The 26,090-nt window shown below is 40.3% G+C and carries 24 protein-coding genes and 5 tRNA genes; 18 read left to right on the top strand and 11 right to left on the bottom strand.

The window, feature by feature from the left end:
* Positions 1 to 58 precede the first annotated feature (58 nt).
* From BACCOP_RS14265 to BACCOP_RS14250, 4 genes are read left to right on the top strand one after another with little or no spacing between them, the layout of a single operon-like run.
* A complete protein-coding gene (locus BACCOP_RS14265; protein ID WP_050756974.1) occupies positions 59 to 655 on the top strand; it encodes a hypothetical protein in 597 nt (198 codons plus the stop codon).
* Between the two features lie 35 nt (positions 656 to 690).
* Positions 691 to 1,071 (top strand): glycine cleavage system protein GcvH, encoded by a 381-nt coding sequence (gene gcvH, locus BACCOP_RS14260; RefSeq protein WP_007570330.1) that lies wholly within the window; start codon positions 691 to 693, stop codon positions 1,069 to 1,071.
* Positions 1,072 to 1,087: 16 nt separating this feature from the next.
* Complete coding sequence (purE, locus tag BACCOP_RS14255) at positions 1,088 to 1,597, top strand: 5-(carboxyamino)imidazole ribonucleotide mutase (protein ID WP_007570328.1); 510 nt, start codon at positions 1,088 to 1,090, stop codon at positions 1,595 to 1,597.
* Positions 1,597 to 3,441, top strand: a complete 1,845-nt coding sequence (locus BACCOP_RS14250; protein WP_007570326.1) for a 4-hydroxy-3-methylbut-2-en-1-yl diphosphate synthase — start codon at positions 1,597 to 1,599, stop codon at positions 3,439 to 3,441. Before purE ends, BACCOP_RS14250 begins: the two co-directional genes overlap by 1 nt.
* Before the next feature lie 640 nt (positions 3,442 to 4,081).
* On the opposite strand, the gene BACCOP_RS14245 is transcribed toward BACCOP_RS14250, so the two are convergent.
* Positions 4,082 to 5,785, bottom strand: a complete 1,704-nt coding sequence (locus BACCOP_RS14245) for a S41 family peptidase (protein ID WP_040312117.1) — start codon at positions 5,783 to 5,785, stop codon at positions 4,082 to 4,084.
* 42 nt (positions 5,786 to 5,827) lie between these two features.
* Positions 5,828 to 6,814 (bottom strand): adenosine kinase, encoded by a 987-nt coding sequence (locus tag BACCOP_RS14240; protein WP_007570322.1) that lies wholly within the window; start codon positions 6,812 to 6,814, stop codon positions 5,828 to 5,830.
* Between the two features lie 79 nt (positions 6,815 to 6,893).
* Between BACCOP_RS14240 and BACCOP_RS14235 the strand changes: the two genes are divergently transcribed.
* The 5 genes from BACCOP_RS14235 (at position 6,894) to BACCOP_RS14215 (ending at position 8,671) form a co-directional block, all read left to right on the top strand.
* Positions 6,894 to 6,967 (top strand) — tRNA-Asn (locus tag BACCOP_RS14235).
* A 25-nt stretch (positions 6,968 to 6,992) separates the two neighbouring features.
* Positions 6,993 to 7,069 (top strand) — tRNA-Asn (locus BACCOP_RS14230).
* 22 nt (positions 7,070 to 7,091) lie between these two features.
* Positions 7,092 to 7,165: transfer RNA gene (locus BACCOP_RS14225), tRNA-Asn, on the top strand.
* 161 nt (positions 7,166 to 7,326) lie between these two features.
* A complete protein-coding gene (locus BACCOP_RS14220) occupies positions 7,327 to 7,713 on the top strand; it encodes an ISAon1 family transposase N-terminal region protein (protein ID WP_007570320.1) in 387 nt (128 codons plus the stop codon).
* On the top strand, positions 7,679 to 8,671 hold the full coding sequence (locus BACCOP_RS14215; RefSeq protein WP_155162804.1) for an ISAon1 family transposase: 993 nt from the start codon (positions 7,679 to 7,681) through the stop codon (positions 8,669 to 8,671). The genes BACCOP_RS14220 and BACCOP_RS14215 overlap by 35 nt, the downstream gene beginning before the upstream one ends.
* 109 nt (positions 8,672 to 8,780) lie before the next feature.
* Here the strand turns inward: BACCOP_RS14215 and BACCOP_RS14210 are convergent.
* The 8 genes from BACCOP_RS14210 to prmC all read right to left on the bottom strand — a co-directional run bounded on the left by BACCOP_RS14210 (position 8,781) and on the right by prmC (position 13,639).
* Positions 8,781 to 8,865: transfer RNA gene (locus BACCOP_RS14210), tRNA-Leu, on the bottom strand.
* Between the two features lie 15 nt (positions 8,866 to 8,880).
* Positions 8,881 to 8,953: transfer RNA gene (locus tag BACCOP_RS14205), tRNA-Gly, on the bottom strand.
* A 77-nt stretch (positions 8,954 to 9,030) separates the two neighbouring features.
* Positions 9,031 to 10,371, bottom strand: coding sequence for an argininosuccinate lyase (gene argH, locus BACCOP_RS14200; protein WP_007570318.1), 1,341 nt, complete (start codon positions 10,369 to 10,371; stop codon positions 9,031 to 9,033).
* An 11-nt stretch (positions 10,372 to 10,382) separates the two neighbouring features.
* Positions 10,383 to 10,808: an SRPBCC family protein gene (locus BACCOP_RS14195; RefSeq protein ID WP_007570316.1), complete on the bottom strand. Its 426-nt coding sequence runs from the start codon at positions 10,806 to 10,808 to the stop codon at positions 10,383 to 10,385.
* 104 nt (positions 10,809 to 10,912) lie between these two features.
* Entirely contained in the window at positions 10,913 to 11,548 is a 636-nt protein-coding gene (gene pyrE, locus BACCOP_RS14190) for an orotate phosphoribosyltransferase (protein ID WP_007570314.1), read from the bottom strand.
* A 99-nt stretch (positions 11,549 to 11,647) separates the two neighbouring features.
* The gene (locus BACCOP_RS14185) at positions 11,648 to 12,337 is read right to left on the bottom strand and encodes a ComF family protein (protein WP_022124810.1); all 690 of its coding nucleotides are present in this window, start codon (positions 12,335 to 12,337) and stop codon (positions 11,648 to 11,650) included.
* Positions 12,321 to 12,800: a regulatory protein RecX gene (locus BACCOP_RS14180; protein ID WP_007570308.1), complete on the bottom strand. Its 480-nt coding sequence runs from the start codon at positions 12,798 to 12,800 to the stop codon at positions 12,321 to 12,323. Before BACCOP_RS14180 ends, BACCOP_RS14185 begins: the two co-directional genes overlap by 17 nt.
* A complete protein-coding gene (prmC, locus tag BACCOP_RS14175) occupies positions 12,797 to 13,639 on the bottom strand; it encodes a peptide chain release factor N(5)-glutamine methyltransferase (protein ID WP_007570306.1) in 843 nt (280 codons plus the stop codon). Before prmC ends, BACCOP_RS14180 begins: the two co-directional genes overlap by 4 nt.
* A 34-nt stretch (positions 13,640 to 13,673) precedes the next feature.
* Here prmC and ribD point away from each other — a divergent pair, with 34 nt between their 5' ends.
* The 8 genes from ribD (at position 13,674) to BACCOP_RS14135 (ending at position 23,168) form a co-directional block, all read left to right on the top strand.
* On the top strand, positions 13,674 to 14,708 hold the full coding sequence (ribD, locus tag BACCOP_RS14170; RefSeq protein ID WP_007570304.1) for a bifunctional diaminohydroxyphosphoribosylaminopyrimidine deaminase/5-amino-6-(5-phosphoribosylamino)uracil reductase RibD: 1,035 nt from the start codon (positions 13,674 to 13,676) through the stop codon (positions 14,706 to 14,708).
* A gap of 133 nt (positions 14,709 to 14,841) precedes the next feature.
* On the top strand, positions 14,842 to 16,299 hold the full coding sequence (locus BACCOP_RS14165) for a DUF6242 domain-containing protein (protein ID WP_007570302.1): 1,458 nt from the start codon (positions 14,842 to 14,844) through the stop codon (positions 16,297 to 16,299).
* Positions 16,300 to 16,320: 21 nt separating this feature from the next.
* Entirely contained in the window at positions 16,321 to 17,058 is a 738-nt protein-coding gene (locus tag BACCOP_RS14160; RefSeq protein ID WP_007570301.1) for an isoprenyl transferase, read from the top strand.
* Positions 17,059 to 17,061: 3 nt separating this feature from the next.
* On the top strand, positions 17,062 to 19,701 hold the full coding sequence (gene bamA / locus BACCOP_RS14155; protein WP_007570299.1) for an outer membrane protein assembly factor BamA: 2,640 nt from the start codon (positions 17,062 to 17,064) through the stop codon (positions 19,699 to 19,701).
* A gap of 117 nt (positions 19,702 to 19,818) precedes the next feature.
* Positions 19,819 to 20,331, top strand: a complete 513-nt coding sequence (locus BACCOP_RS14150; RefSeq protein WP_022124805.1) for an OmpH/Skp family outer membrane protein — start codon at positions 19,819 to 19,821, stop codon at positions 20,329 to 20,331.
* 80 nt (positions 20,332 to 20,411) lie between these two features.
* A complete protein-coding gene (locus BACCOP_RS14145; RefSeq protein ID WP_007570296.1) occupies positions 20,412 to 20,960 on the top strand; it encodes an OmpH/Skp family outer membrane protein in 549 nt (182 codons plus the stop codon).
* A 107-nt stretch (positions 20,961 to 21,067) separates the two neighbouring features.
* Positions 21,068 to 21,898, top strand: a complete 831-nt coding sequence (gene murI / locus BACCOP_RS14140; protein WP_007570293.1) for a glutamate racemase — start codon at positions 21,068 to 21,070, stop codon at positions 21,896 to 21,898.
* Positions 21,899 to 21,941: 43 nt separating this feature from the next.
* Positions 21,942 to 23,168 carry an anaerobic sulfatase-maturation protein gene (locus BACCOP_RS14135; RefSeq protein ID WP_007570292.1) on the top strand — a complete coding sequence of 409 codons (1,227 nt, stop codon included), beginning with the start codon at positions 21,942 to 21,944 and terminating at the stop codon, positions 23,166 to 23,168.
* Between the two features lie 279 nt (positions 23,169 to 23,447).
* On the opposite strand, the gene BACCOP_RS14130 is transcribed toward BACCOP_RS14135, so the two are convergent.
* Positions 23,448 to 24,710: a peptidase U32 family protein gene (locus tag BACCOP_RS14130; protein WP_007570290.1), complete on the bottom strand. Its 1,263-nt coding sequence runs from the start codon at positions 24,708 to 24,710 to the stop codon at positions 23,448 to 23,450.
* A 504-nt stretch (positions 24,711 to 25,214) separates the two neighbouring features.
* Here BACCOP_RS14130 and BACCOP_RS14125 point away from each other — a divergent pair.
* The coding region (locus BACCOP_RS14125) for a hypothetical protein (RefSeq protein ID WP_007570286.1) at positions 25,215 to 26,090 on the top strand (876 nt) is incomplete at its 3' end.

Raw genomic sequence — 26,090 nt, 5'->3', positions numbered from 1 at the left:
GTTAACATATCATGCTCCTTCTCAGGAAACAACAAAAGAGCCTAAAGATGCACTATTTATGGCAGCACGTATCATCTCTGCCATATTTACACCTTTTATGGTTCCTTTTGTAGCGTTTTTGCTGCTTTTCTTTTTTACATATTTACGAATACTCCCCCTGCAATATAAACTGACAGTTCTGATCATGGTATATTGCTTTACCATTCTCCTTCCGATGCTTGGTATATACCTTCTTCAGAAAATCAATGGCTGGACGTTACGGGAGCTGGGGAAGAGAGAGAAACGCTTTCTGCCATACCTGATTACGATCATGAGTTATACAGGATGTTTTCTGACCATGTACCGGATTCATCTTCCACGCTATATGAGCGGAATAATCATAGCTACTCTGCTTTGTATGGTTATCTGTACCAGTATCAACTTGAAATGGAAAATCAGTACTCACATGGCCAGCTGTGGTATGATTATCGGAGGATTACTTTCATACAGTTTCATTTTCCAGTTCAATCCTATCTGGTGGCTCTGCGGTTTTATTTTACTGGCAGGAATGTTAGGTTCCGCACGAATCATCGTCCGCCAACATACTTTAAACGAAGTTGGAGGAGGTTTTTTAGTCGGTTTGTTTTGCGGTATCACTGGAATTTTGTTTATTTGAAACATAATTATATTAACCTCTAAAATACTAAGATTATGAATTTCCCAACTAATGTAAAGTACACGAACGAACACGAATGGATTCGTCTGGAAGGTGATGAAGCTTATGTAGGAATTACAGATTATGCACAAGAACAATTGGGCGACATCGTCTTTGTAGATGTAACGACCGAAGGTGAAACTCTAGAAAAAGGTGAAGTATTCGGAACCATTGAAGTTGTAAAAACTGTATCCGACCTTTTCCTTCCCATTGGTGGCGAAGTACTTGAAATCAATCCAGAGCTGGAAGAACATCCGGAACTGGTAAACAAAGATCCATATGGTGACGGCTGGCTAATCAAGATCAAACCAACTGACACTACAGAAATGGATGAACTGCTGGATGCTGAAGCATACAAACAGATCATTAATGAATAAAACTAAATAAACAGACATGAAACCAATTGTAAGTATCATCATGGGTAGTACGTCCGATCTTCCTGTTATGGAGAAAGCGGCGAAACTGCTCGACGAAATGCAAGTTCCTTTCGAAATGAATGCTCTTTCGGCACACCGTACACCTGCTGAAGTGGAAAAATTCGCAAAAGAAGCTGCCGGACGAGGTATTAAAGTCATTATTGCAGCAGCAGGAATGGCTGCAGCTTTGCCAGGCGTGATTGCAGCGAATACTACACTTCCTGTTATCGGAGTTCCCGTAAAAGGTTCTGTGCTCGATGGAGTGGATGCGCTTTATTCTATCATCCAGATGCCTCCCGGCATACCTGTAGCAACAGTTGCTATCAATGGTGCTATGAATGCAGCTATCCTTGCAGTACAAATGTTGGCATTATCTGATGAAGGACTCGCCGAAAAATTTGCAGCTTACAAGGAAGGTCTGAAAAATAAGATAGTCAAAGCTAACGAAGAATTGAAAGAAGTAAAATACGCTTATAAAACAAATTAATGGATTACTTCAACTATTCACGCCGAGAGGCAAATGAGGTATATGTTGGTGCCACTCCTATGGGTGGCACTAATCCTATCCGTATACAAAGTATGACCAATACGGTCACAATGGATACTGAGGCCTGTGTAGAACAAGCTAAACGCATCATTGAAGCAGGAGGTGAATATGTACGCCTCACTACTCAGGGAGTACGTGAAGCTGAAAACTTAAAGAATATCAATATCGGACTGCGTTCACAAGGGTACGACACTCCGCTGATAGCCGATGTGCACTTTAATCCCAAAGTGGCAGAAGTAGCAGCATTGTATGCTGAAGGAGTACGCATCAATCCGGGAAATTATGTAGATGCCGCGCGCACTTTCAAGAAACTGGAATATACGGATGAAGAATATGCTCAGGAAATTCAGAAGATACGTGACCGCTTCATTCCATTCCTAAATATCTGTAAAGAGAATCATACTGCTATCCGTATTGGAGTAAATCACGGTTCATTGTCCGACCGTATCATGTCACGTTATGGTGATACTCCTGAAGGTATGGTAGAATCGTGTATGGAATTTCTCCGTATCTGTGTAGATGAACAGTTCATGAACGTCGTTATTTCCATCAAAGCCTCCAATACGGTCGTAATGGTCAAGACAGTCCGACTGCTGGCAGAACAGATGGAAAAGGAAGGTATGTCATTCCCTCTTCATCTGGGAGTTACCGAAGCTGGTGATGGAGAAGACGGACGTATCAAATCGGCATTAGGTATCGGCGCTTTGTTGTGTGACGGATTAGGAGATACTATCCGCGTTTCACTGAGTGAAGCTCCTGAAGCAGAAATCCCAGTAGCCCGCAAACTGGTGGATTATGTACTCCAACGCGAGAATCATCCCTATATACCAGGAGCAGAAGCAGCCGAATTTAACTATACCAATCCAAACCGACGCCATACAACAGCTGTTGAAAATATTGGAGGTGAACATGTACCGGTTGTTATATCTGCCCGTCTTGACGGTAATATGCAAATCAATGAGCAGTTCTGTCCGGACTACATCTATTGCGGACAGCAGCTTCCTGAAATGCGTCGTACCAATATCGGCTACATTGTAGATGCAAACATATGGAAAGGAGAAGAGGGAACTTATCCTGCCTTCAATTACCAGCAACTGGTTGAGTTGCACCACTGCAATGCAAAAGTCAAATTCTTATTCACTCCATATATGGGACTGAATGAAGAAGCTACAGCTTGTCTGCGCATGCATCCAGAAGTTGTTATCATTGCCCAAAGTAATCATCCGAATCGTCTCGGCGAATTTCGGGGAATCGCACATCAACTGATGAATCAAGGTTTAACCAATCCATTGGTATTCTTCCAATTTTATCAGGAAAACAATACAGAAGATTTGCAGATCAAATCGGCAGTCGATATGGGAGCATTGATATTTGATGGTTTCTGCGACGGTATTTTACTATATAATCACGGAAATGCTATTACTGATGAGAAAGTAGATGAAACTGCATTCGGCATTCTACAAGCAGGCAGAGCGCGTACATCGAAGACAGAATATATTTCCTGTCCCGGCTGTGGACGTACGCTATACGATCTGGAAGCTACCATCGCTCGTATCAAAGCTGCGACCTCGCACCTGAAAGGGCTCAAGATCGGCATCATGGGCTGTATTGTCAATGGTCCCGGTGAAATGGCAGATGCAGACTATGGTTACGTAGGGGCCGGACGAGGCAAAATCAGCCTGTACAAGAAAAAAGAATGTATTGAAAAGAATATTCCGGAAGAGCAGGCAGTAGAAAAGCTGATTGAACTAATTAAGGCGAACGGAGATTACAAGGAAAAATAAACTGCAATCTCAAGCAAAAAATCAGTATTCTGTACTATCAAATGTAATATTACAGAATAGATTTCAAAGAATGGAGCTGCCTCAAAATAAAACTGTGAAAGTAAAAATCTTATAGATTAAAACTTAAAAATAAAAATCTCCTGCTTTAGTCTTTGCTCATTTCGATATAGGGCTAAAAGCAGGAGTTTTTATGTTATAACTTATAGATTATTAGTATCTGATAAACATATTCAATAGACTGATTATTAATATCGTTTTATAGACAAACCCTCTGTTTACGTTATTGTTCAAATTCATATATATCAATGAGTCATTGATGGCTTGAAAAGTGTTATCGGAGAAACAATGATAGATTATAAATAAGCTTATCTCTGCTTTTATTTTGAGATTCTTTCTCTGTTCTTGCTCTTTATAAATAAGAAGCCGCAGGTATAAGCTTTTGTCAATAAAGAACGCGTCAAAACAGAAAAGGTCTTACTTTAAAAGCATAAACTAAAAGGTTAAAAAAGGGTCGTATCAAACCTCATTTTGAGTAATGATACGACCCTTTTCATCTATAAGTGATGTGTAAGCTTCAAATTAGAGATTCCATCTTTTCCTATAATTTGATTTGATGGCTCATCTTCTATCTTACAGTTTCCTATTTCTGCTTCTCTGCAACTTTCACTGGAACCGACAATATCTCCTTGTATTTTTCTGGAGAATTCAGAACTTCAATAGCTTTATCCAAGTCCTCATCGTCTTTCAGACGTTGCATAACAGCTCCACGCTGATAAAAATATCGGGTTGCTATTTCTTCAGCAATTTGTTCTTTTATCGGTTTTGCAAAATAATCAAGATCACGGTCCAAGTTATGATTCAACTTTTGTTCCAAAGCCTTAAACTCCTCTGCTGCCCCTTCCATATAGCCTTCAAATTCGGCAACTTCTTTCAACGTCTTTAAAAGTCCTTCACTCTGACGGTCGTAAGTAAAATTAGCAGCCTTGACTTGTTTCTTAAATTCAGCATAATCAGCATCAGTAATCCGTATCGAATCGACAGAAGTAACAGCAGGATGCGTCAGACAATACTGAGTAACATAATCAAAAATCAAATCATCGTTCATCAAATAGAACAATATATTCGGGAACTTATCCCCTTTCACTTCAATATCCGGACGAATACCTCCACCGTCACGAACTTCACGTCCGGCAGCTGTATGGAATACAGTTGTCAAACTATCAGGGATACGTGCTACCGAACCGTCTGCATTCTTCTTTGCATAATCGATAGCCTGAATGCAACGGCCACTTGGAATATAATATTTAGATGTAGTAACCTTCAATGTACCATTATACGGCAATGGGCGAGTAGTCTGCACCAGACCCTTTCCATAAGTACGCGTACCAATAATCACCGCACGATCCATATCTTGCATAGAACCGCTCAAAATTTCAGAAGCAGAAGCCGTATTACCATTTACAAGCACAGCCAGAGGCATTTCTGTATCTATTGGTTCATTCTGAGTTTTGAATGAACTGGCAGCCTGACGAATTTTTCCTTTCGTCACTACTATTTCTTTTCCTTTCGTCACAAAAAAGTTAATAATTTCTACAGCTTCCTGCAAAGAACCTCCTCCATTATCTCGTAAATCTATCACTAAAGACTTAGCTCCACGCTGCTTTAACTCAATAAATGCCTTTTTCACATCCTTGGCACAATTATCTGTAAAACCAGTCAGCGACAAATAGCCTATACTATCTTTAATTATACCATAATAAGGAACCGGATTGTTACGGATATTCTTGCGCGTAATTTTAAACTCCATCACGGTACTATCGTTCTTCAATGGACGAAGCACTTTTAAAACAAAAGAAGTACCCGGTTCACCACGCAAAGCCTCACTTACTTTCGATGAAAATTCCTGAGGGTTCATATTTCCTCTCAGCATTTCCTTTCCACCAACCGAAAGAATAATATCGCCCGCCTTTACACCAGCTTCTGCAGCCGGCATACCTTCAGTAGGTTCCACAATGGCAATACGATCTTTTTTCTTATAATATCGTATAGCAGCTCCGATACCACCATACTTTCCCGTAATCATTTCTTTCAGACTGCTGATACCTTCCTCCGGATAATACTCGGTATATGGGTCGGTCAGAGCCAGCATACCGTTAACCCCATTTTGAATCATTTTTTCAGGATCGATAGTATCTACATAAAATAAATCCAGCTCCTTAAAAATAGAATTGAAAATATCCAGATTCTTTGATATCTGAAAATTACGGTCATCATCTTTAAAGCTGGAAAGTCCCAAACCAAGAAAAATGATAAAAGCTCCAATCAGCGTTCTTTTTGTATTCATAGCTATCATGATTTTAGCTTGCAAATAAACATATTATTCTGCTCAAGCCTGCAAGACGGACTCAATATTTAACTTTATTTCGTTCCATTTCTTCTTTGTCAGGGCTGTTCCCACTGTCTGAATAACATACCCAGCCAAAATGGAGCTTATCTGTGCACACTTTTCAAGTGAATAGCCACATGTAAGACCATATAAGAAACCTGCTGCATAAAAATCGCCAGCCCCCGTTGTATCAACTACTTTCTTGACAGGGAAAGGATTTACACGAATAACCTCAGTACCTTTTTTTACCAATGAACCACTTTTACCTGTTTTTATGACTACAATGCTGCATTTAGATGATATTTCCTGTAAAGCTTCTTCAGGTCCTTTACCCGTATAGGCGCGTGCTTCGCTTTCATTAGCAAATACAATATCCACATATTTTGTAATCAACATATCGAAAAACTCACGCTCGGCCTCAACCACATTGTAGCTAGCCATATCAAGACAGATTTGCAAACCAGCCTCTTTTGCTAATTGCATGGCACGTACAATAAGATCATGATCCTGCAACAAATAACCTTCAATATAAAAATAGGAATAACCTTCGAACATTGAACGCGACAAGTCATCAGCACAAAGTTTGGCTGATGCTCCCAAATATGTACCAAAAGTACGTTCACCACAAGGTGATACAAATGTGGAAGCAACTCCCGAAGGGCAGTCACATTTCAACAAAGAAGTTTCTATTCCTCTTTTTTTTAATGTCCGCTCAAAAAATTGTCCGAATTCATCTGTACCAATTTTCCCAATAAATCCAACTTCTGCATCCAGCCCTGCAAGTGCACATATTGTATTAGCTGCAGCTCCTCCAGTTGCCCGATGAAGTTTCTGCCCAGCTGTCTTAGTACGTATATTAAATAATGTGTCCTCGTCTATTAACTGCATACTTCCTTTAGGCAAATTCAGGTCATTTAGCACCTCATCACTATCGATTAAGACCAAAACATCGACCAAAGCATTGCCCATTCCAATAATTTTATCCATTTATCAATATTTTTTTTGCAAAGATATTGCATATTTCAAAATATCCTACTACCTTTGCCACGCAATTGAGAAAAAACCTTCTTCAGTAGCTCAGTCGGTTAGAGCATCTGACTGTTAATCAGAGGGTCGTTGGTTCAAGTCCAACCTGAAGAGCAAAATACTCAGATTGCAAAATGATTCTTCAGTAGCTCAGTCGGTTAGAGCATCTGACTGTTAATCAGAGGGTCGTTGGTTCAAGTCCAACCTGAAGAGCCATTCTTTTTAAACATATTAATCTTCTTCAGTAGCTCAGTCGGTTAGAGCATCTGACTGTTAATCAGAGGGTCGTTGGTTCAAGTCCAACCTGAAGAGCAAAAAAGTTCGTTCACAAGACGAACTTTTTTTGTAACCTAAAAATAAAAATAATCATGGACGATTCAAACTCGCGAACGTGCACAAGTAGTATTAACGGGTCAGTAGAAATTTCGTGGGGATTATTTTTTATACTCGTAAAGTATTGCTTACTTCGCATTATGAAAAACGATTATTTGAACATGCTAGCCAGCCTCGTGTTGCCGGCTCAGATATTAGATTACTTTCTTATCTCTGGAGTTGAACAAACCTCTCAAGAGATTCATATTAGTCTGGATGAAAAGATGAATCCCAAGTTAAGCAATGACGAACATTTTGAATCCAAAGGTTTTATGGAAGCTGTTAATGTGACAGACTTTCCCATACGGGACCATAAGGTAATCCTCAAGATCAGACGTCGTCGTTGGACGGACTTGCGCACAGGTAAAAGTTTCAGTATTCCCATCGACCTCGATGTTGTAGCCAAGGGAACCAGATACTCCAAAGAATTTGGGGCTTTTTTAAAAGAAACGTATGGAGACATCCCCAGTGACCTGCCGTACGCTTGAGGAATTCTATCATATAGATGGTCATACATTTGAAAAACAGTACAAGGAGGTCCTCAGCGGATATCGTAATTGGGAACAGTTATCCCATGCCGGTGAATGGATGCTGTTTCCGGAAAATATGGGACCGTATCTGGCGATTGACGAGACCTCACTCTCCAACGGTGAACTTTACACCTTTGTAACCAACCGTGATGCCTGTACGAGAGAGTGCTCCCTGGTAGCTGTCGTGGCAGGAACTAAATCAGAGGATGTAATAGCTGTGCTGCAACGAATTGACGAGGAAAGCCGTTATGCCGTTAAAGAAGTGACACTTGACCTTTCAGACTCCATGCGCAAGATTGTACGGACTGCATTTCCTGAAGCCAGCCGTGTGATAGACCGTTTTCACATTCAGAGATTAGCTTGTGATGCTGTGCAAGAATTACGCATCAAACACCGTTGGGATGCCATACAGCAGGCCAATGAGGAAATGGAAGAAGCTAAGCGGAAGAACGAAGATTATGTCCCATACCGATATTCCAATGGCGATACCCGTAGGGAATTACTTATACGCTCCCGGTATCTGCTTTTCAAGTCAGCTGATAAATGGACAGAAAAACAGAAGCAAAGGGCAGCAATCCTATTTGAGGAATACCCTGACATCAAAAAGGCATACGGTTTGTGCCATTCCCTGCGGATGATTTTCTCTAAGAACACCATAAAGGACGCTGCACGTCTGGCTATGGCACGATGGTATAATAAAGTAGAAGAAGCAGGGATGCATTCTTTTAATGTCATTGCTGCTACTTTCTATGAGCACTATGATGAAATACTGAATTTCTACAACCATCGTTCTTCAAATGCGATGGCAGAATCGTTCAATGCAAAAATTAAACTGTTCAGAGCAAATCTAAGAGGAGTAGCTGATAAGAAGTTCTTTTTATTCCGCATTGCGAAGCTATATGCGTATCCCCACTAAATTTCTACTGACCCTTGATCCGTTTTTACGTTGATTCCAAATGTGGTGCAAGTATATAAAATAAAAATCGCAACTACCTGCTATCCAGATAATTGCGATTTTTATTTCGTACTCGAAGCGGGACTTGAACCCGCACAGCCGCAATGGCCAAGGGATTTTAAGTCCCTCGTGTCTACCGATTCCACCATTCGAGCAGCCTTTCAAAGAAGAGCGGAAAACGAGACTCGAACTCGCGACCCTAACCTTGGCAAGGTTATGCTCTACCAACTGAGCTATTTCCGCGTTTACGGGTGCAAATGTAGGGAGTTTTATAATAAGCTCCAAACATTTCTCCCGTTTTCTTTACAAAAAAATATATTTTATCGACCTAAAAGGCTTTTTTCAGCTTGTTCTACTGCTGAGAAGTTAAACCCTTTCGATATTTCTTCCATTAAACCGACTATTTTATCATTGCATAAATTACCTATACTTCCGGCATGGGTATGATGCACCTGTTTGTTATGAGTAAATTTGCCAGCTTCAATATCCAATCCTACTTTCTTATAAGCATCACGGAAAGGCATACCTTCTGCTGCCAGACGGTTAACTTCTTCCACACTGAATATATACAGATATTTATCATCGTCCAATATATGCTCATTTACCTTTATCTTATCCATAATGTAAGCAGACATACGCAGACAATCTTTCAATTCTTCGAATGCGGGAAGGAAAACCTCTTTGATAATTTGCAAATCACGGAAATATCCGGAAGGAAGATTATTCATTATCATCATAATCTGCTGAGGGAGTGACTGCAACTTGTTACATTTTGCACGAGTCAACTCAAATACATCCGGATTCTTTTTATGAGGCATGATACTAGAACCTGTGGTACATTCGTCGGGGAGCTTCACAAAGCCAAAGTTCTGGCTGCTGAACATACAAGCATCAAAAGCCATTTTCGAAATGGTTCCGGCGATAGAAGCCAATGCAAATGCCACATTGCGCTCCATCTTTCCACGTCCCATCTGAGCATAAACCACATTATAATTCATTGAATCGAATCCCAAAAGGCGGGTCGTCATTTCGCGATCGAGCGGGAAAGATGAACCATAACCGGCTGCCGAACCTAAAGGATTGCGGTTACACATTTTATATGCTGCCTGCAAAAACATCATGTCGTCAACCAGGCTCTCGGCATAAGCACCAAACCACAAGCCAAATGAAGAAGGCATAGCTATCTGCAAATGGGTATATCCCGGCATCAATACATCTTTATATTTATTACTCTGAGAAATCAATACATGGAACAAATCTTCCACAGCCTCAGCAATCTGCTTAAGTTGCTCGCGAGTAAAGAGTTTCAAATCGACCAGTACCTGATCATTTCGCGAGCGCCCGCTATGTATCTTTTTTCCAACATCTCCCAACTTACGAGTCAGCATCAGCTCTACTTGTGAATGTACATCTTCTATTCCGTCTTCGATGACAAACTCGCCACGTTCGGCAGAAGCGTAAATATTCTTCAGTTCTGCCAATAAAACCTGCAACTCATCTGCCGACAACAGACCAATACTTTCAAGCATAGTAATATGAGCCATCGAACCTAAAACATCATGCTTAGCCAGATAAAGGTCCAGCTCACGGTCTTTTCCTACGGTAAAACGGTCTATTTCCTCATTTACCTGAACGCTTTTTTCCCAAAGTTTCTGAGCCATAGTTCTATTTTTTAATAAGGTATCATAGCTAACATATCTGCCAGTCTTTCTACTCCTTCCTGCAACGGTTTAGAAATCATAGCTTTCATAAACATATTCACTTCGGCACGAATGGTTACTTTAATTTTAGCCTCTGCTTCTGTTACCGGAAGTATTTGTATCCATAAATTCAATGGAACAGGAGTTTTGTCGCCTTCGAACTTAACACACTTCATCGGTTCACGTTCGATGATACGCAATGTCAAATTGATACCTTGTACTTTTAATGTTAATGAATCACGGTCGAAAGACAAGTCCTCTATTTTACCACCCAACTTATCTTTCATCATATCCAGACGGTCGCGCACTGATTCCAGATTGCTTAAATCCGACAATTTATTATATACCCGCTCTTGGCTATAAGGTATATGTTTTACTGTGCTTTCAAATTGTACCATAATCTTTTATAAAAAAAGAGCACGGATTACACAGAAAACACGGTTTGCTGACAAAAACCGTGCACTCCGTGTAATCCGTGCTCAGTATAATTATTTAATTTCAATTATTTTCCAGTCCAGTGTGCAGGATCTTCTCTCCAAGCCTGAAGAACCGGTATATCCTGTTCGTCAATATAATCAGTCTTCAAAGCTGCATCCAACACTGCATTGTAGTTGGTCAATGTAACCAGCTCTACTTTTGCATTCTTGAATGCTTCTGCTGATACATCGAAACCGTAAGTGAACGAAGCTACCATACCGATAACATCGCATCCATTACGACGAATAGCATCAACAGCCTTCAAGCTGCTGCCACCTGTAGAAATCAAATCTTCTACTACAACAACTTTCATACCCGGACGAAGTTCACCTTCAATCAAGTTTTCGAGTCCATGATCTTTTGGACTTGAACGTACATATACAAACGGGAGGTTCAATTCTTCTGCCACCAAAGCACCCTGAGCGATAGCTCCTGTTGCTACGCCGGCAATAGCGTCTACCTCACCAAACTTTTCAAGAATAACGCGGCAAAGCTCCAACTTCACGAAATTACGTAATGCTGGATAAGACAAAGTCTTGCGGTTGTCGCAATAAATAGGCGATTTCCAACCAGAAGCCCAAGTAAACGGGTTAGCCGGCTGAATCTTTACGGCTTTTACTTTCAGCAATTTTTCTGCAAATAATCTTTCCAAAGCTTTCATAACCTTAATATATCTGATAAACGTTGGTGCAAAATTATGTAAATCCTACGTGATTAGGAAATATATGTGTATCTTTTTTAGTTAAAGAAATCATTTTGTTCATCGGGCCCATGCCAAAGTCAACACACTAATCTTTATATTTTCCACTCCAAGCAGTGCGTCGGCACAAGCTACCAGCGTAGCTCCTGTAGTAAGAACATCATCAACCAGCAAAATATGTTTATCATGCAAGTTTGCAGCATGGGGTGTAGGCAAAAACAGCCGGTCTACATTTTGCCAACGTGCATAACCGCTTTTGTGGGTTTGAGTCGCATTATTACGAGAGCGCACTACTGCATCTGTACAGAGAGGGATACCCGTTACACATGATATCCCCCGCGCCAGAAGCTCACTTTGGTTATATCCTCGCTGACGCAATCGGGAAGAGAACAAAGGAACCGGAAGCAGATAATCTATTCCTTCAAAAAAGCCGGAATCACACAATTCTCCAGCCATATATTCACCCATCCTGCAACAAAGTTTTTTCCGCGCATGATATTTCATGGCATATAAAATCTGAGCCACATCTCCTCCTTTTGCATAATAAAAAAGTGAAGAAGCACGAACAACCGGAAAACGTCCCCAAAAGCATTTCTCCATTTCATTGCCTGAAGTATTACCTAAATGCGTATATGGTAATGACGAAAAACAGGATATACAAAGTCCGTCTTCGCTTTGCAAGAGTTTCTTCCCACACGACAGGCATAAGCGAGGAAAAAGGAAATCCCGTATGTCAGTCCATAAATTCATCAGGATCTTTCTGTTTAATATAGCGCAACACCTCATCTACTGTAAACCCTCTGCCTACAGCAAAACGAATAAGTTTTGTATTGCGTTCGTATTCGTTTTTCCCCGAAACAGTTTTACTCTTCTGACGCAACAGTTCTTTCAAGTTCTCACAGTATTCGGTTTCGTCTATTTCATCCAGACCTGCAGCAATATCTTCCGAAGAAAGTTGCTTCTGACGAAGTGCCTGAGCAATTTTCATCCTACCCCAACGCGCAAACCGATATTTATCGCAAGCAAAAGCTTTACAAAAGCGCTGAGTATCCAGATAACGTTCTTTTTTCAAATGCTCCAGAATATGTTCTGTCACTACATCATCGGCTCCCCAAAGATTCAACTTAGATATTACTTCAGAAGGGCAATGTTCGGCCGTTGAGCAATATGCTTCGGCTTTATATTTCAATTCATCTTCGGTATATTCTTTCATGGTCTGAATGCTTTTATCATACGGTCGTTGCCAAACATATCTTTTCTTAATTCTACAGATTGATACCCCATTCCTTCAAGCAACTGCACTGTTTCTTTGCCATATGCCCGATTAATCTCATAATACAAAGTACCACCTGAAACTAAAATGTCACAACCTACTTCTGCTATCCGTCGGTAGAATAAAAGCGGATCACTATCCGGAACAAACAAAGCGAGTTCAGGCTCCCAATCCAATACGTTTCGCTCCATCCCGCTACGTTCTTTCTCTGTAATATACGGAGGATTGCTCACCAGAACATCGACATGAATATCCGGTAACGCAGTATCGAAGATATCGACTTGAGCTAAAGTGATATCAACCTGGTTGAGAAGTTTATTCCGCCGAGCAATATCCAATGCTTTTTCTGACACGTCCCATGAAGTTATTTTACTTTGTTTTAATTTTTTGCCCAATACGATAGGTATACAGCCACTACCCGTTCCTACATCCAAAATCCGTACTCCGGCTTTATCTGTGTAATCCGAGATAATCCAGTCTATCAGTTCAGCAGTTTCGGGCCGGGGGATTAAGGCTCCAGGTGCCACTTCAAAAGGTAATCCACAAAAATCGACCTTACCCAATATGTATTGTAAAGGCTCATATCGTTTCAGGCGGGAAAGAATATCTTCCAGCCTGTCACACTCGTTCTTAGAAAAATTCATATCTTTGCCCGCATAGAGTTCCGTGGTGGACAGACAAAATACATCTGTCAATATCCACTTTGCCAATGCCGCTGTTTCCTCTTCCGGGTAAACTCCTGCAAGCGTCTGCCTGATGTAAGTATAAATAGGATGCATAGGTACAAATGTAAGAATAAAAAACAAACCGAATATGACAAAAGATGAAAAATATATCCGCCGCTGCATACAGCTGGCGCGTAACGGGATGTGCAATGCTGCACCAAATCCAATGGTAGGAGCCGTAATTGTCTGCAACGATCGTATTATCGGTGAAGGTTACCACGTACGTTGCGGAGAAGGCCATGCCGAAGTCAACGCAATCCGTTCTGTAAAAGATGAGAGCTTGCTTAAAAAATCTACTATTTATGTCAGTCTGGAACCATGCTCTCACTATGGGAAAACACCTCCTTGTGCCGATTTAATTATAAGTAAAGGAATTCCTCGCGTAGTAGTAGGATGTGTCGATCCTTTTTCACTTGTTTCAGGCAGAGGTATACAGAAATTAAGAGATGCCGGAATCGAGGTAACAGTCGGAGTTCTGGAGAATGAATGTCGGGCATTAATAAAACGTTTCGTTACTTTCAATATCCAGAAACGCCCATACATAACTTTAAAATGGGCAGAATCGGCAGACGGATTTATTGACGTGAATCGTGAAAGCGGCCAGCCTGTTATACTTTCTACTCCAATAACATCTATGTATGTACATAAGCAACGGGCAGAACATCAAGCTATCCTGGTCGGACGTAAAACAGCCTTACTGGATAACCCTTCACTCACAACACGCAACTGGTATGGTAAAAACCCTATCCGACTGGTTATAGATAAAGAGCTGACTCTGCCTTTGAACTTAAAATTATTCGACGGTAAGACCCCGACATGGGTATTTACAGCTTTAGAAAAAGAATCGACGACAAATATTATTTACTACAAACTGGATTTCAATCAGAATATTCTGCCACAAATATTACAAATATTATACGAAAACAAACTTCAGTCATTACTCGTAGAAGGAGGCAGTCAACTCTTGCAATCGTTTATTGACGAAGAAATATGGGATGAAATTTATATAGAATACTCTGAAGCACTACTCCATAAAGGAGTAAAACACCCTGTTGTTCCTGCAGGATATGGCAAACAGGTTTTGTCAAAAGATAAAAACACAATCATTCATTATGAAAAATAAGCACAAAAATATGCCAATTCACAGATAAAAAAGTTACGCTTATCCATAATTTTATATAAAACTTGATATAAAAGTTCCTATTCGAAAAAAAACTTTCTACTTTTGCAACTTGTAATCAAAGACAATTTTATAAATGAAAATAAAGTTTTTACCCATACTGCTAGTTAGCTTACTCGTCACAATGTCTGCAATGACTTCATGTCTGGACAATGATATTGAGCAGGTTACTTATAGTTCTGAGACAAGCATTACTTCATTCTCACTTGGTACACTGCATGTCAAGAGAGTTGGAAAAGACTCGAAAGGAGAAGATTCTACATATACGGATACCATTTCCATGGCAAATTATCCTTTCACCATCAATCAGGCTATGAGAACCATTGAGAATAAAGATTCACTTCCTGTTGGAACTGATATCTCAAGAGTGCTCACAAAAATCACAGCTGACACTGATTACATTCTGTATGGTAAAATCGATTCAGAAGGAGCTGAAGCCAAAGACACTCTCTGGACTTCAAGCGATTCTATCAACTTTGCATTTGCTCCAACAGAAGGACTTTCTTTCAAAGTTTTGGCTTATAGCGGCGTAATGGGTAAGGCTTATCGTGTAAAAATCAATGTTCACAATCAGGAACCTGACTCTTTACAATGGACAAAAGAACCCATCGGAGCAGGATTTACTTCCGGCACTTTAATCAAACAAAAAGCAGTTTATGCCAATGATAAGATTTATGTATTCGGAACTACACAGAATGGCAAACAGGTAGTTGAATACACGTCTGTTTCAAACGGAACGCCTGGAACATCATGGACAACAATTAATTTGCCTGATGCTACAGATACTTACTCTGCAACACTTTGCCAAGGTAATATTTACTTCCTCGTAGAACAGGTTTTGTATAAACTGACAGATAATGGTTGCGAAGCATCTTCGGTTTCTAATTTGTCTCAACTTCTTGCTGGCATAGACAATCTGTTATATGCACGCACTGCCAAAGATGAATCGTATATATATGATGTACAAGCCAATAGTGGAACAACAGAAAATTATAATATAACAGATTTTCCTAGCAAAGGTACAAGAACATTATCGGTAAATATTCCGGTTTCTTACAATACCAGCCTGACCCGTGCTGTCGTTATGGGATATAATACAGAAAAAGCAGATGGTTCTGGTATCGTTTCTACACGCCTGACAAACGATAATACATGGAGCACTTATAATTATGAAGAAGCAGACACCTTCAGATGCCCGAATATTGTTGATCCTTCATTGATTTATTATAACAAGAAGCTATATGTATTCGGCGGTGAAATTACAAGTAAAGATTATACAGACTATAAGAATCCGTTCAGTACACTCTTCTGTTCTACAGATAACGGTCTGACATGGGAAACCGTTAAAGAAGATATGACATTTGCTACAGAAGGTACATCTTTCGTAGAATTGTATAACAGAGGAAAAGTTAAGGGTGAAGGAAGTTATTCGTGTGTTGTTGACAAAGATAACTTTATTTGGATAATCTGGAACAACGGATACATGAGTAGAGGACGAATTAACCATTTTGGATTCCTTCCTAAATGGGAATAATACATTTATAATCCGAAAGCTATGCTATATAAAGACCAAGTGGATAAGACACGAATCCCCGCCCACATCGCCATCATCATGGATGGAAACGGGCGATGGGCAAAACAGCGAGGACTAGTTCGTTCGCTCGGACATCAGGCGGGTGCAGAAACTGTTCATGTCATTGCAGAAGAAGCATCAAATCTGGGAGTAAAATATCTCACACTTTATACTTTTTCTACCGAGAACTGGAATCGCCCAGCAGACGAAGTAGCAGCATTAATGAGTCTTCTGATAGATTCTATCGAAGAAGAAACCTTTATGAAAAACAATATCAGTTTCCGTATTATTGGAGAAACTGAAAAATTACCAGCCGATGTACTGAATCGTCTGAATCAATGTGTACAACGAACTTCAAAAAACACCGGTATGTGTCTGGTATTGGCATTGAGTTATTCTTCAAAATGGGAAATAACCAAAGCAGTCAAAGAAATATCAGAGAAGGTGGCTTGTGGAGAGCTGAATATAAATGATATAACCGATCAAACGGTCAGCCAATATCTGGCAACCAACTTTATGCCTGATCCCGACCTGCTGATACGGACAGGAGGAGAAATCCGCCTCAGCAACTATATGCTATGGCAATGTGCCTATTCCGAACTTTATTTTTGCGATACATTCTGGCCTGACTTCAAGGAAGAAGAATTATGTAAAGCAATCTGTGATTATCAACGAAGAGAACGCCGATTTGGCAAAACAAGTGAACAAATATTGAAGTAAAAAATGCGATACTGTCTTTCTATCATTCTATTGGCTTTGGCTTGCATTTTCAGCTATTCAACTGTTAATGCACAAGAAAATAACAAAACAGAAAACGACCAGCCGGTAATTTTGTATAATGGAACACCCAAAAAGTATGAAATTGCCGACATAAAAGTTACAGATATTGAAAACTACGAAGACTATGTCTTGATTGGAATCTCAGGACTTGCCGTAGGACAGACAATCACTGTACCGGGTGATGACATTACCAGTGCTATCAAACGCTACTGGCGTCACGGGTTATTCTCTGATGTTAAAATCACAGCAGAAAAAATAGAAGACAATAAAATCTATCTGTATATCCATTTGTCTTTACGCCCACGTATTACTGATATCCGATTCCACGGAGTAAAGAAAAGCGAACGTGAAGACTTGCAGGCAAAATTGGGTATGGCAAAAGGAAGCCAGGTTACTCCTAACCTGATAGACCGTGCAAAGATCATTATCAAAAGACATTTCGATGATAAAGGTTTCAAAAACGCAGAAGTCAATATTGTAGAAAGCGAAGATCCTGCAAACAAGGAACAGGTATATGTTGATGTAAACATCGATAAGAAAGATAAAGTAAAAGTCCACAAGATTACAATCGATGGCAACAGTGTACTGACAGACAAGAAATTGAAGCGCGTTATGAAAAAGACCAATGAAAAAGGAAAACTGGTCAACTTATTCCGTGCCAAGAAGTTCATCGATGAAAGATACCAAGAAGACAAGCAGAAGATCATAGACAAATATAATGAGCTGGGATATCGTGATGCAATCATCGAGATAGACAGCGTTACTCCCTATGATGAAAAGACAGTAGATGTCTACATGAAGATTTATGAAGGTAACAAATATTATCTGCGAGATATTACATGGGTAGGTAATACAGTTTATCCTTCAGACCTCCTGAATGAACAACTTCGAATGAAGCGAGGAGATGTATACAACCAGAAACTGTTGAACGACCGTATCAGTAACGATGAAGATGCTATCGGTAACAATTATTACAACCGTGGTTACGTATTCTATCACCTTGATCCGGTAGAAGTTAATATCGACGGTGACTCTATCGACTTGGAAATGCGTATCGTAGAAGGTCCACAGGCAAGTATCAGTCATGTACGTATCAACGGTAACGACCGATTGTATGAAAATGTAGTCCGCCGTGAACTTCGTACCCGTCCGGGAGACTTGTTCAGTAAAGAAGCTCTTGAACGTTCTTACCGTGAAATTGCACAGATGGGACACTTCAATCCGGAAAATATCAAACCAGATGTTCAGCCAAATTACGAAAATGGAACAGTTGATATTAACTGGGGACTTGAATCAAAAGCAAACGACCAGGTAGAATTCTCAGCTGGTTGGGGACAGACAGGTATTATTGGTAAATTGAGTTTGAAGTTTACAAACTTCTCATTTGCAAACTTGTTCCGCAAGAATGATAACTTCCGTGGATTCCTTCCACAAGGTGACGGTCAGACATTGACCATCAGTGGACAAACCAACGGACAGTACTACCAGTCATACAGTATATCATTCCTTGATCCCTGGTTTGGTGGAAAACGTCCTAATTCATTGTCTGTATCAGCATTCTACTCTGTACAGACAGACGTCAGCAGTCAGTATTACAACTCTGCATATATGAACAACTACTATAACTACTTAAGTGGATATGGAAACTACTATGGTGGTTATTATGACAATTACGAATCATATTACGACCCTGACAAGTCTATTAAGATGTTCGGATTGTCATTAGGTTGGGGTAAACGTCTACGCTGGCCGGACGACTACTTTACATTAATGGCAGAATTATCTTACCAGCGATTCATGTTGAAAGACTGGAGCTATCTGTATATCATGCTGAACAACGGACAGTACATGAATACCGGTAACTGTAACAGCTTAAGCCTGAACCTGACATTATCACGTAACTCAACCGATAACCCGATATTCCCGCGTTACGGTTCTGAATTCAGCGCTTCTTTGCAGATTACTCCGCCTTACTCACTGTTCAGTAAGAAAGATTATTCTACTTATGGAAAGAATAATTATGATGAAGCAGCCAGCATGTATAAGTGGATTGAATACCACAAATGGAAATTCAAAGCAAAAACTTATACAGCCCTGATGGATATCCAGAAATGTCCGGTTATCATGACACGTACAGAGTTTGGTATTCTGGGACACTTCAACAAATACAAACGCTCACCGTTTGAAACATTCTATGTAGGTGGTGACGGTATGACAGGATATAGTTACAACTACGCTTCAGAAACAATCGCATTGCGTGGTTACGAAAACGGATCTTTAACTCCGTACGGTAGTGAAGGTTATGCTTACATCCGCCTGGGAGCTGAATTACGTTATCCGTTGATGTTGGAAAATTCAACAAGTATCTATGCTTTGGGATTTGTAGAAGCAGGTAACGCTTGGAATGATGTAAGTAACTTCAACCCGTTCCAGTTGAAACGTTCTGCCGGAGTAGGTGTACGTATCTTCCTGCCGATGATTGGTATGATGGGTATTGACTGGGCTTATGGTTTCGATAAGATCAACGGTTCTACTCAATATAGCGGAAGCCAGTTCCACTTCATCATCGGACAAGAGTTCTAATACAGACAAACCAATTTAATGAAGAATAGAAGAATGAGAAATGAAGAATCCAAAGCCATGGCTAACAGCCAGTTCTTCATTTATCATTCTTCATTACATTTAAAAACAACATTGCTTATGAAAAAAGTTTTCTTTCTAGCAGCATTGCTCGTGTGCAGTATAGCAGCACAAGCTCAGCGATTTGCTTTGGTGGATATGGAGTATATCCTGAAACAAATCCCTGCCTATGAACAAGCGAACCAGCAAATGGAAAGCCTGTCAAAACAATGGCAAAGTGAAGTAGAAGCTAAAGCTCAAGAAGCGAAAACAATGTATGATGAGTATCAGAAAAACGCTTCTAACTTATCAGCTACTCAAAAAACCGCACAAGAAAATGCCATTATCGCCAAAGAAAAAGAAGCAGCAGATTTACGGAAAAAGTATTTTGGTCCCGAAGGTGAAGGCATGAAAAAACGTCAGGAACTGATTACTCCTATTCAGGATGCCATATACAATGCTATTAAAGATATTGCAACACAGAAAAATTATGATGCAGTAATCGACCGAGCATCAGCACAAAGCATGATTTTTGCTTCTCCACGTATAGACATCAGCAACGAAGTGCTCGCTAAATTAGGATATTCAAATTAATTTTATACTTTTGCAAAGTCTAAGAAAGACAGCAAATAAAAAACGGAAATAAATTAATAACAAATAGAAATAATAAGATTATGTTGAAAAAAATTGCTTTATTACTTTTACTTATCGCTCCTATGAGCGTATTCGCACAGAAGTTCGCACACTTCAAGTCTATGGACATTATCCCTGTGATGCCAGAATATACAAAAGCTCAGACAGACATTCAGGCATTGCAGAAACAGTATGAAGACGAAATCAAACGTGCTTCTGATGAATTCAACAAAAAGTTTGCTGAATATCAACAAGAACAGAAAACTCTTCCACAAAATATCCAGGAACGTCGTCAGAAAGAATTACAAGAGCTGTCTGACAAAGGAATGCAGTTCCAGCAAGATGCACAGCAGCAGTTGCAAAAAGCTTATGCAGATATGATGGAACCTATCTATAAGAAACTGGAAGATGCAGTAAAAGCAATCGGTGCAGCAGGTGGTTATACTTATGTGTTCGACCTGAACCGTACAGATATTCCTTACATCAACGACACGATGTCTAAGGACGTTACAAATGATATCAAAACAAAATTAGGTATCAGCCTGACAGCTGTTCCTGCAGCAGCACCAGCAGCAGCTCCTGCTCAATAAGAAATACGTTTTCAACGTAACAAAATAAAGTTGTCATTGGCTCTCACTCCAGCCAAAAGGGTGAGGTCAATGACAATTATTTTTTCACACTTAATCAAGTCATATCCATGCTTTCTGCCACAGGACCAATCGGAGTATTTGATTCCGGATATGGAGGGCTGACAATCCTTGATAAAATCCGTGAATTACTGCCTCAGTACGATTATATCTATCTGGGGGACAATGCCCGTACCCCATACGGAACAAGATCATTCGAAGTTGTTTATGAGTTTACACTGCAAGCTGTACGCAAGCTGTTCGATTTAGGCTGTCCATTAGTCATTTTGGCCTGCAATACTGCTTCGGCAAAGGCCCTGAGAAGTATTCAGGAAAACGATCTTCCACATATAGATGCAACCCGTAGAGTTTTGGGAGTAATCCGTCCTACAGCAGAATGTATCGGTGACATCACAGTTTCGCGCCATGTTGGCTTGCTTGCCACAGCCGGAACAGTAAAATCCCAGTCATACCCGATAGAACTGCATAAGCTCTTTCCGGATATACAACTCACTGGTGTAGCCTGTCCGCTTTGGGTTCCGCTAGTGGAAAACAACGAATTCAACTCTCCGGGAGCAGATTATTTTGTACAGGAATATATTAATCAACTTTTGGAACAAGATCCGAAAATAGATACCATCATCTTAGGCTGTACACACTATCCCTTGCTGATAGAGAAAATACGTCAGTTCACCCCCCCACATATCCGTCTGGTAGCTCAAGGAGAATACGTAGCAGCCAGTTTAAAAGATTACCTCCGCCGTCACTCGGAGATAAGAACACGTTGCACAGCAGGCGGAACCTGTGAGTTTCTCACAACCGAATCTGTTGAAAAGTTTCAGGAAGCAGCATCCATCTTCCTGCATCAGAAAGTACATGTAAAAAGTATTACACTAGAATAATACCTGATAAATAGAATCACTCCTAACCTAATATCATACAATAATGAACACATTCGCCCCGTTTGCACGCCCGATGTATATCATGGCAAAACCAGTGGGTTCTCTTTGCAACCTGGCATGCCATTACTGCTACTACCTGGAAAAGGCTAAACTTTACCAGGACAACCCCAGGCAGATAATGACAGATGAACTATTGGAAAAGTTTATCAAAGAATATATCGAAAGTCAGACTATGCCACAAGTCCTCTTCACCTGGCATGGTGGAGAAACACTGATGCGCCCACTCGACTTCTATAAGAAGGTAGTTGCCTTACAAAGAAAATATGCAGGAGGCAGAACAATCGACAACTGTATTCAGACCAACGGAACTCTCCTGACCGATGACTGGTGCCGTTTTTTCCACGACAATCACTGGCTGGTAGGTGTTTCTATTGACGGGCCGCAGGAGTTTCACGACGAATACCGGAAGAACAAGCAGGGAAAACCTTCATTTGTAAAAGTAATGCAAGGTATCAACCTGTTAAACAAACATCAGGTAGAATGGAATGCACTTGCAGTAGTAAATGATTTCAATGCTGACTATCCGCTCGATTTCTATCACTTCTTTAAGGAAATAGGGTGCCGATACATACAGTTTACTCCCATCGTAGAGCGTATATTCCAACATTCCGACGGGCGTTATCTAGCCTCGGTAGAGGAAGGAGCAACAGAAACCGTAACCGATTTTTCCGTTACTCCCGAACAATGGGGAAACTTTCTCTGTACCATTTTCGATGAATGGGTACGAAATGATGTCGGCGAATATTTTATACAATTATTCGATGCTACACTTGCCAACTGGGTAGGTGAGCAACCTGGAGTTTGCTCTTTGGCAAAAAATTGTGGCCATGCCGGAGTAATCGAATTCAACGGCGATGTATATGCTTGCGACCACTTCGTATTTCCACAGTACAAATTAGGAAACATTTATTCAAAATCGCTGGTAGAAATGATGTACAGTGAAAAGCAATTACAGTTCGGCCGGGATAAATCTGAGAAACTGCCGACACAATGCAAGGAATGTCAGTATCTCTTTGCATGCAACGGAGAATGTCCCAAAAACCGTTTTTGCAAAACAGCTTCCGGAGAAACCGGACTAAATTACTTATGCAAAGGTTACTATCAGTATTTCGACCATGTAGCTCCTTACATGGATTTTATGAAAAAAGAATTACTGGCTCAGCGTCCACCTGCCAATATCATGGAAGCTATCAGAAAAGGCACATTATAACCAAGGCCGAAAGACTTATCATTCACTAATAAAGATATAACGGGCTCATGCTACTTAGATGACAAAGTTCCTTTCACAATGTCGGCATGAGCCCTGTTTTTTTTGTACAAACTCGACGAACCTTCGTACAAAAAAAATTAAAAATTCTCGATGTTTTCAGTAAAAGATGCTGTTGTTTTTTGCAAAGTATGCACAGAAAAAAATAAAATATCCTCTTTATACTTTTTTCATTGGAGAATAATGTATAAAGAGGATATTGCAATGTGATAATAATAGAAATTATTTCTTTTTCAACTCATCGGCAGGAACTATACGATAAAGCTTGTCGCTAGGACGAATACGGTCGGGTACCTTAAACGAAACATGTACCCCCTTCTTTACCACATCTACCGGTTTCAGGTCAACACGTGCTTCTTCCAAAGTAACATACATGGCTCCCGTAGTAGGACCTGTAATCAGAAGTTTATCTCCAACTTTTATTTCGGAAGCTTCGATCAGGAATTCAGCTACCCCGATATTCGAGAAATATTTGATACCACGTCCGGCATATACCTTACGTTCGGTAGCCTCCGAACCATAGTTCTTGCTCCATTCACCCAGACGTTGTCCCAGATAATAACCGTTCCAGAATCCACGGTTGAATACAGTCTTGAGACGAGTATCCCAGTCAGCTTTCTTCTCTTCTGTAAAAGTACCTTCCAGATACGAGCGTATAGCCTCCTTATAACATTCCACTACAGTTCGTACATACTCAGGTCCACGTGCACGACCTTCGATTTTGAACACCCGCACTCCAGCCTCTATCATCTCATCCATGAAATGAATAGTCTTCAAGTCCTTGGGCGACATGATATACTGGTTATCTATTTCCAGTTCGATATCGCTTTCCTTATCCTTCACAATATACGAACGACGGCATACCTGCATACAAGCTCCACGGTTTGCCGAAGCATTCAATTCATTCAAACTCAGATAACATTTACCCGATACGGCCATACACAAAGCTCCGTGACAGAACATTTCGATACGTACAGGCTGCCCCATAGGTCCCGTAATATGCTGTTCCTGAATAGCATCATAAATTTTACGTACTTGCTTCAGATTCAATTCACGGGCCAAGACTACTACATCGGCAAACTGCGAATAAAATTTCAAAGCTTCCGCATTACTGATATTCAGCTGAGTAGACAAATGTACCTCCTGTCCTATCTGATTACAGTATGCCATGACAGCTACGTCGGCAGCAATCACAGCGCTAATACCGGCTTCTTTTGCAGCATCTACAATTTTCCGCATCAGAGCCAGATCCTCATCATAAATAATAGTATTTACCGTAAGGTAGCTTTTCACCCCATTCTCGTCACATACTTTCGCTATCTCACGCAAGTCATCAACAGTAAACGTATTTGCAGAACGGGCACGCATATTCAGGCTTTCAATGCCGAAATAGATAGAATCTGCTCCTGCATGAATAGCCGCAGCCAGCGACTCTCGAGAGCCGACCGGTGCCATAATTTCGAAGTCCTTTATTGAGTAATTCATCTTTTCTTATTGATTTCGGACGCAAAGGTAACGAATTTCCGGCAAACACACGAACAAGCGGACAGAAACCCCTGAACGATCTTTCTAAAACAGTACATAAATAAAGCATACATATAGTGTCAGTATGCAGAAAGTAGAAAAACGAACAAAAAATATTACTTTTTATTACATCTTATATAAATTATTTTATATTTTTGTCGTTCGACAAAAAACATAAGGCAAAAAGACACAAAAACCTTTAAAAAAAGTATCAATGTTTTCATTGAGATGAAAACAAGCAATACTTCGGTAAATTTTTACCGATAAATTAAAATTAAACATAGAATCGGCATAATCCGGTTCAAAAATATATTCAAGAGATCATTGAAATACTGTCAAGAATGAATCGTCAAGGAGTAAGAAAAGGGATGAAAAAGATATGCTAAACAGCTGAAAACCAACAGAAAAAGTATTGCATAATTTGTTGATTATTAGTAAATTAGAAGTATTCCACCACTTTTAATTATGACTAAAGAATCACTCCTTATGCAATACCAATCCGAGTGCAGAAACGCTCTCGAATCAGTTGTAAATATAAGCAAATCTTTTCAGAAAGTATTCATGGATGCAATGAAATTGTTCATGGCTATACCTAACCGCGTCAATTTCCTTCAAATGGGACGATATGGATGTTTCTCGGAACAGACATACCGGAACAATTTTGAGAATGATGACTTTGACTGGTTTTCCTTCAATGAAGCCATCATCAGGGAACACCTTAAAGGTGGTCGCAAGGCGATAGCCGTTGATCCGTCTTTCATTCCAAAATCAGGCAGCAAAACGCCGTGGATTGGCTATTTCTGGTCCGGTTGTGCCGGTGAATACAAACGTGGACTGGAAATAACCGGTATTGGAGTTATAGACGTTGACAACCATGAATGTATGACTTTGGGCTCTGTACAGACACCTGATAACGCAACGTTGGAAAGCTACGGGAAGAATCTTGTAGACTGGTACAGTTCTTACCTTATCAGCATACAGGAACATCTGAAACGTATTTCTGGCACTGTCGTATGTGATGCGTTCTTTTCAAAGGCAACTTTCATCAAACCATTGTGTGAGAACGGATTCCACGTTATAAGCCGCTTCAGAAATGATGCAGTGTTGTTTTATCCCACCTTAGAAAATAGGACAGGAAAACGCGGACGTCCAAAATTGTATGACGGAAAGATTGATTTTGAAAATCTGGACATCACAAGATGTACCGAGTATAAAGTGAACAAGGGTAAACTTTATGGACTGAAAGCATACTCCAAAGCACTCAAACGTTTTGTGAGCTTAGCTGTATGGTATCCTATGGATGGAAGAACGGACAAATGGCAGCTGTATTTCTCCACGGAC

Source organism: Phocaeicola coprocola DSM 17136, assembly GCF_000154845.1.
Taxonomy (GTDB): Bacteria; Bacteroidota; Bacteroidia; order Bacteroidales; family Bacteroidaceae; genus Phocaeicola; species Phocaeicola coprocola.
The sequence above is the reverse complement of the archived record's forward strand: the minus strand, read 5'-3'. Positions and strand labels throughout refer to the sequence as shown.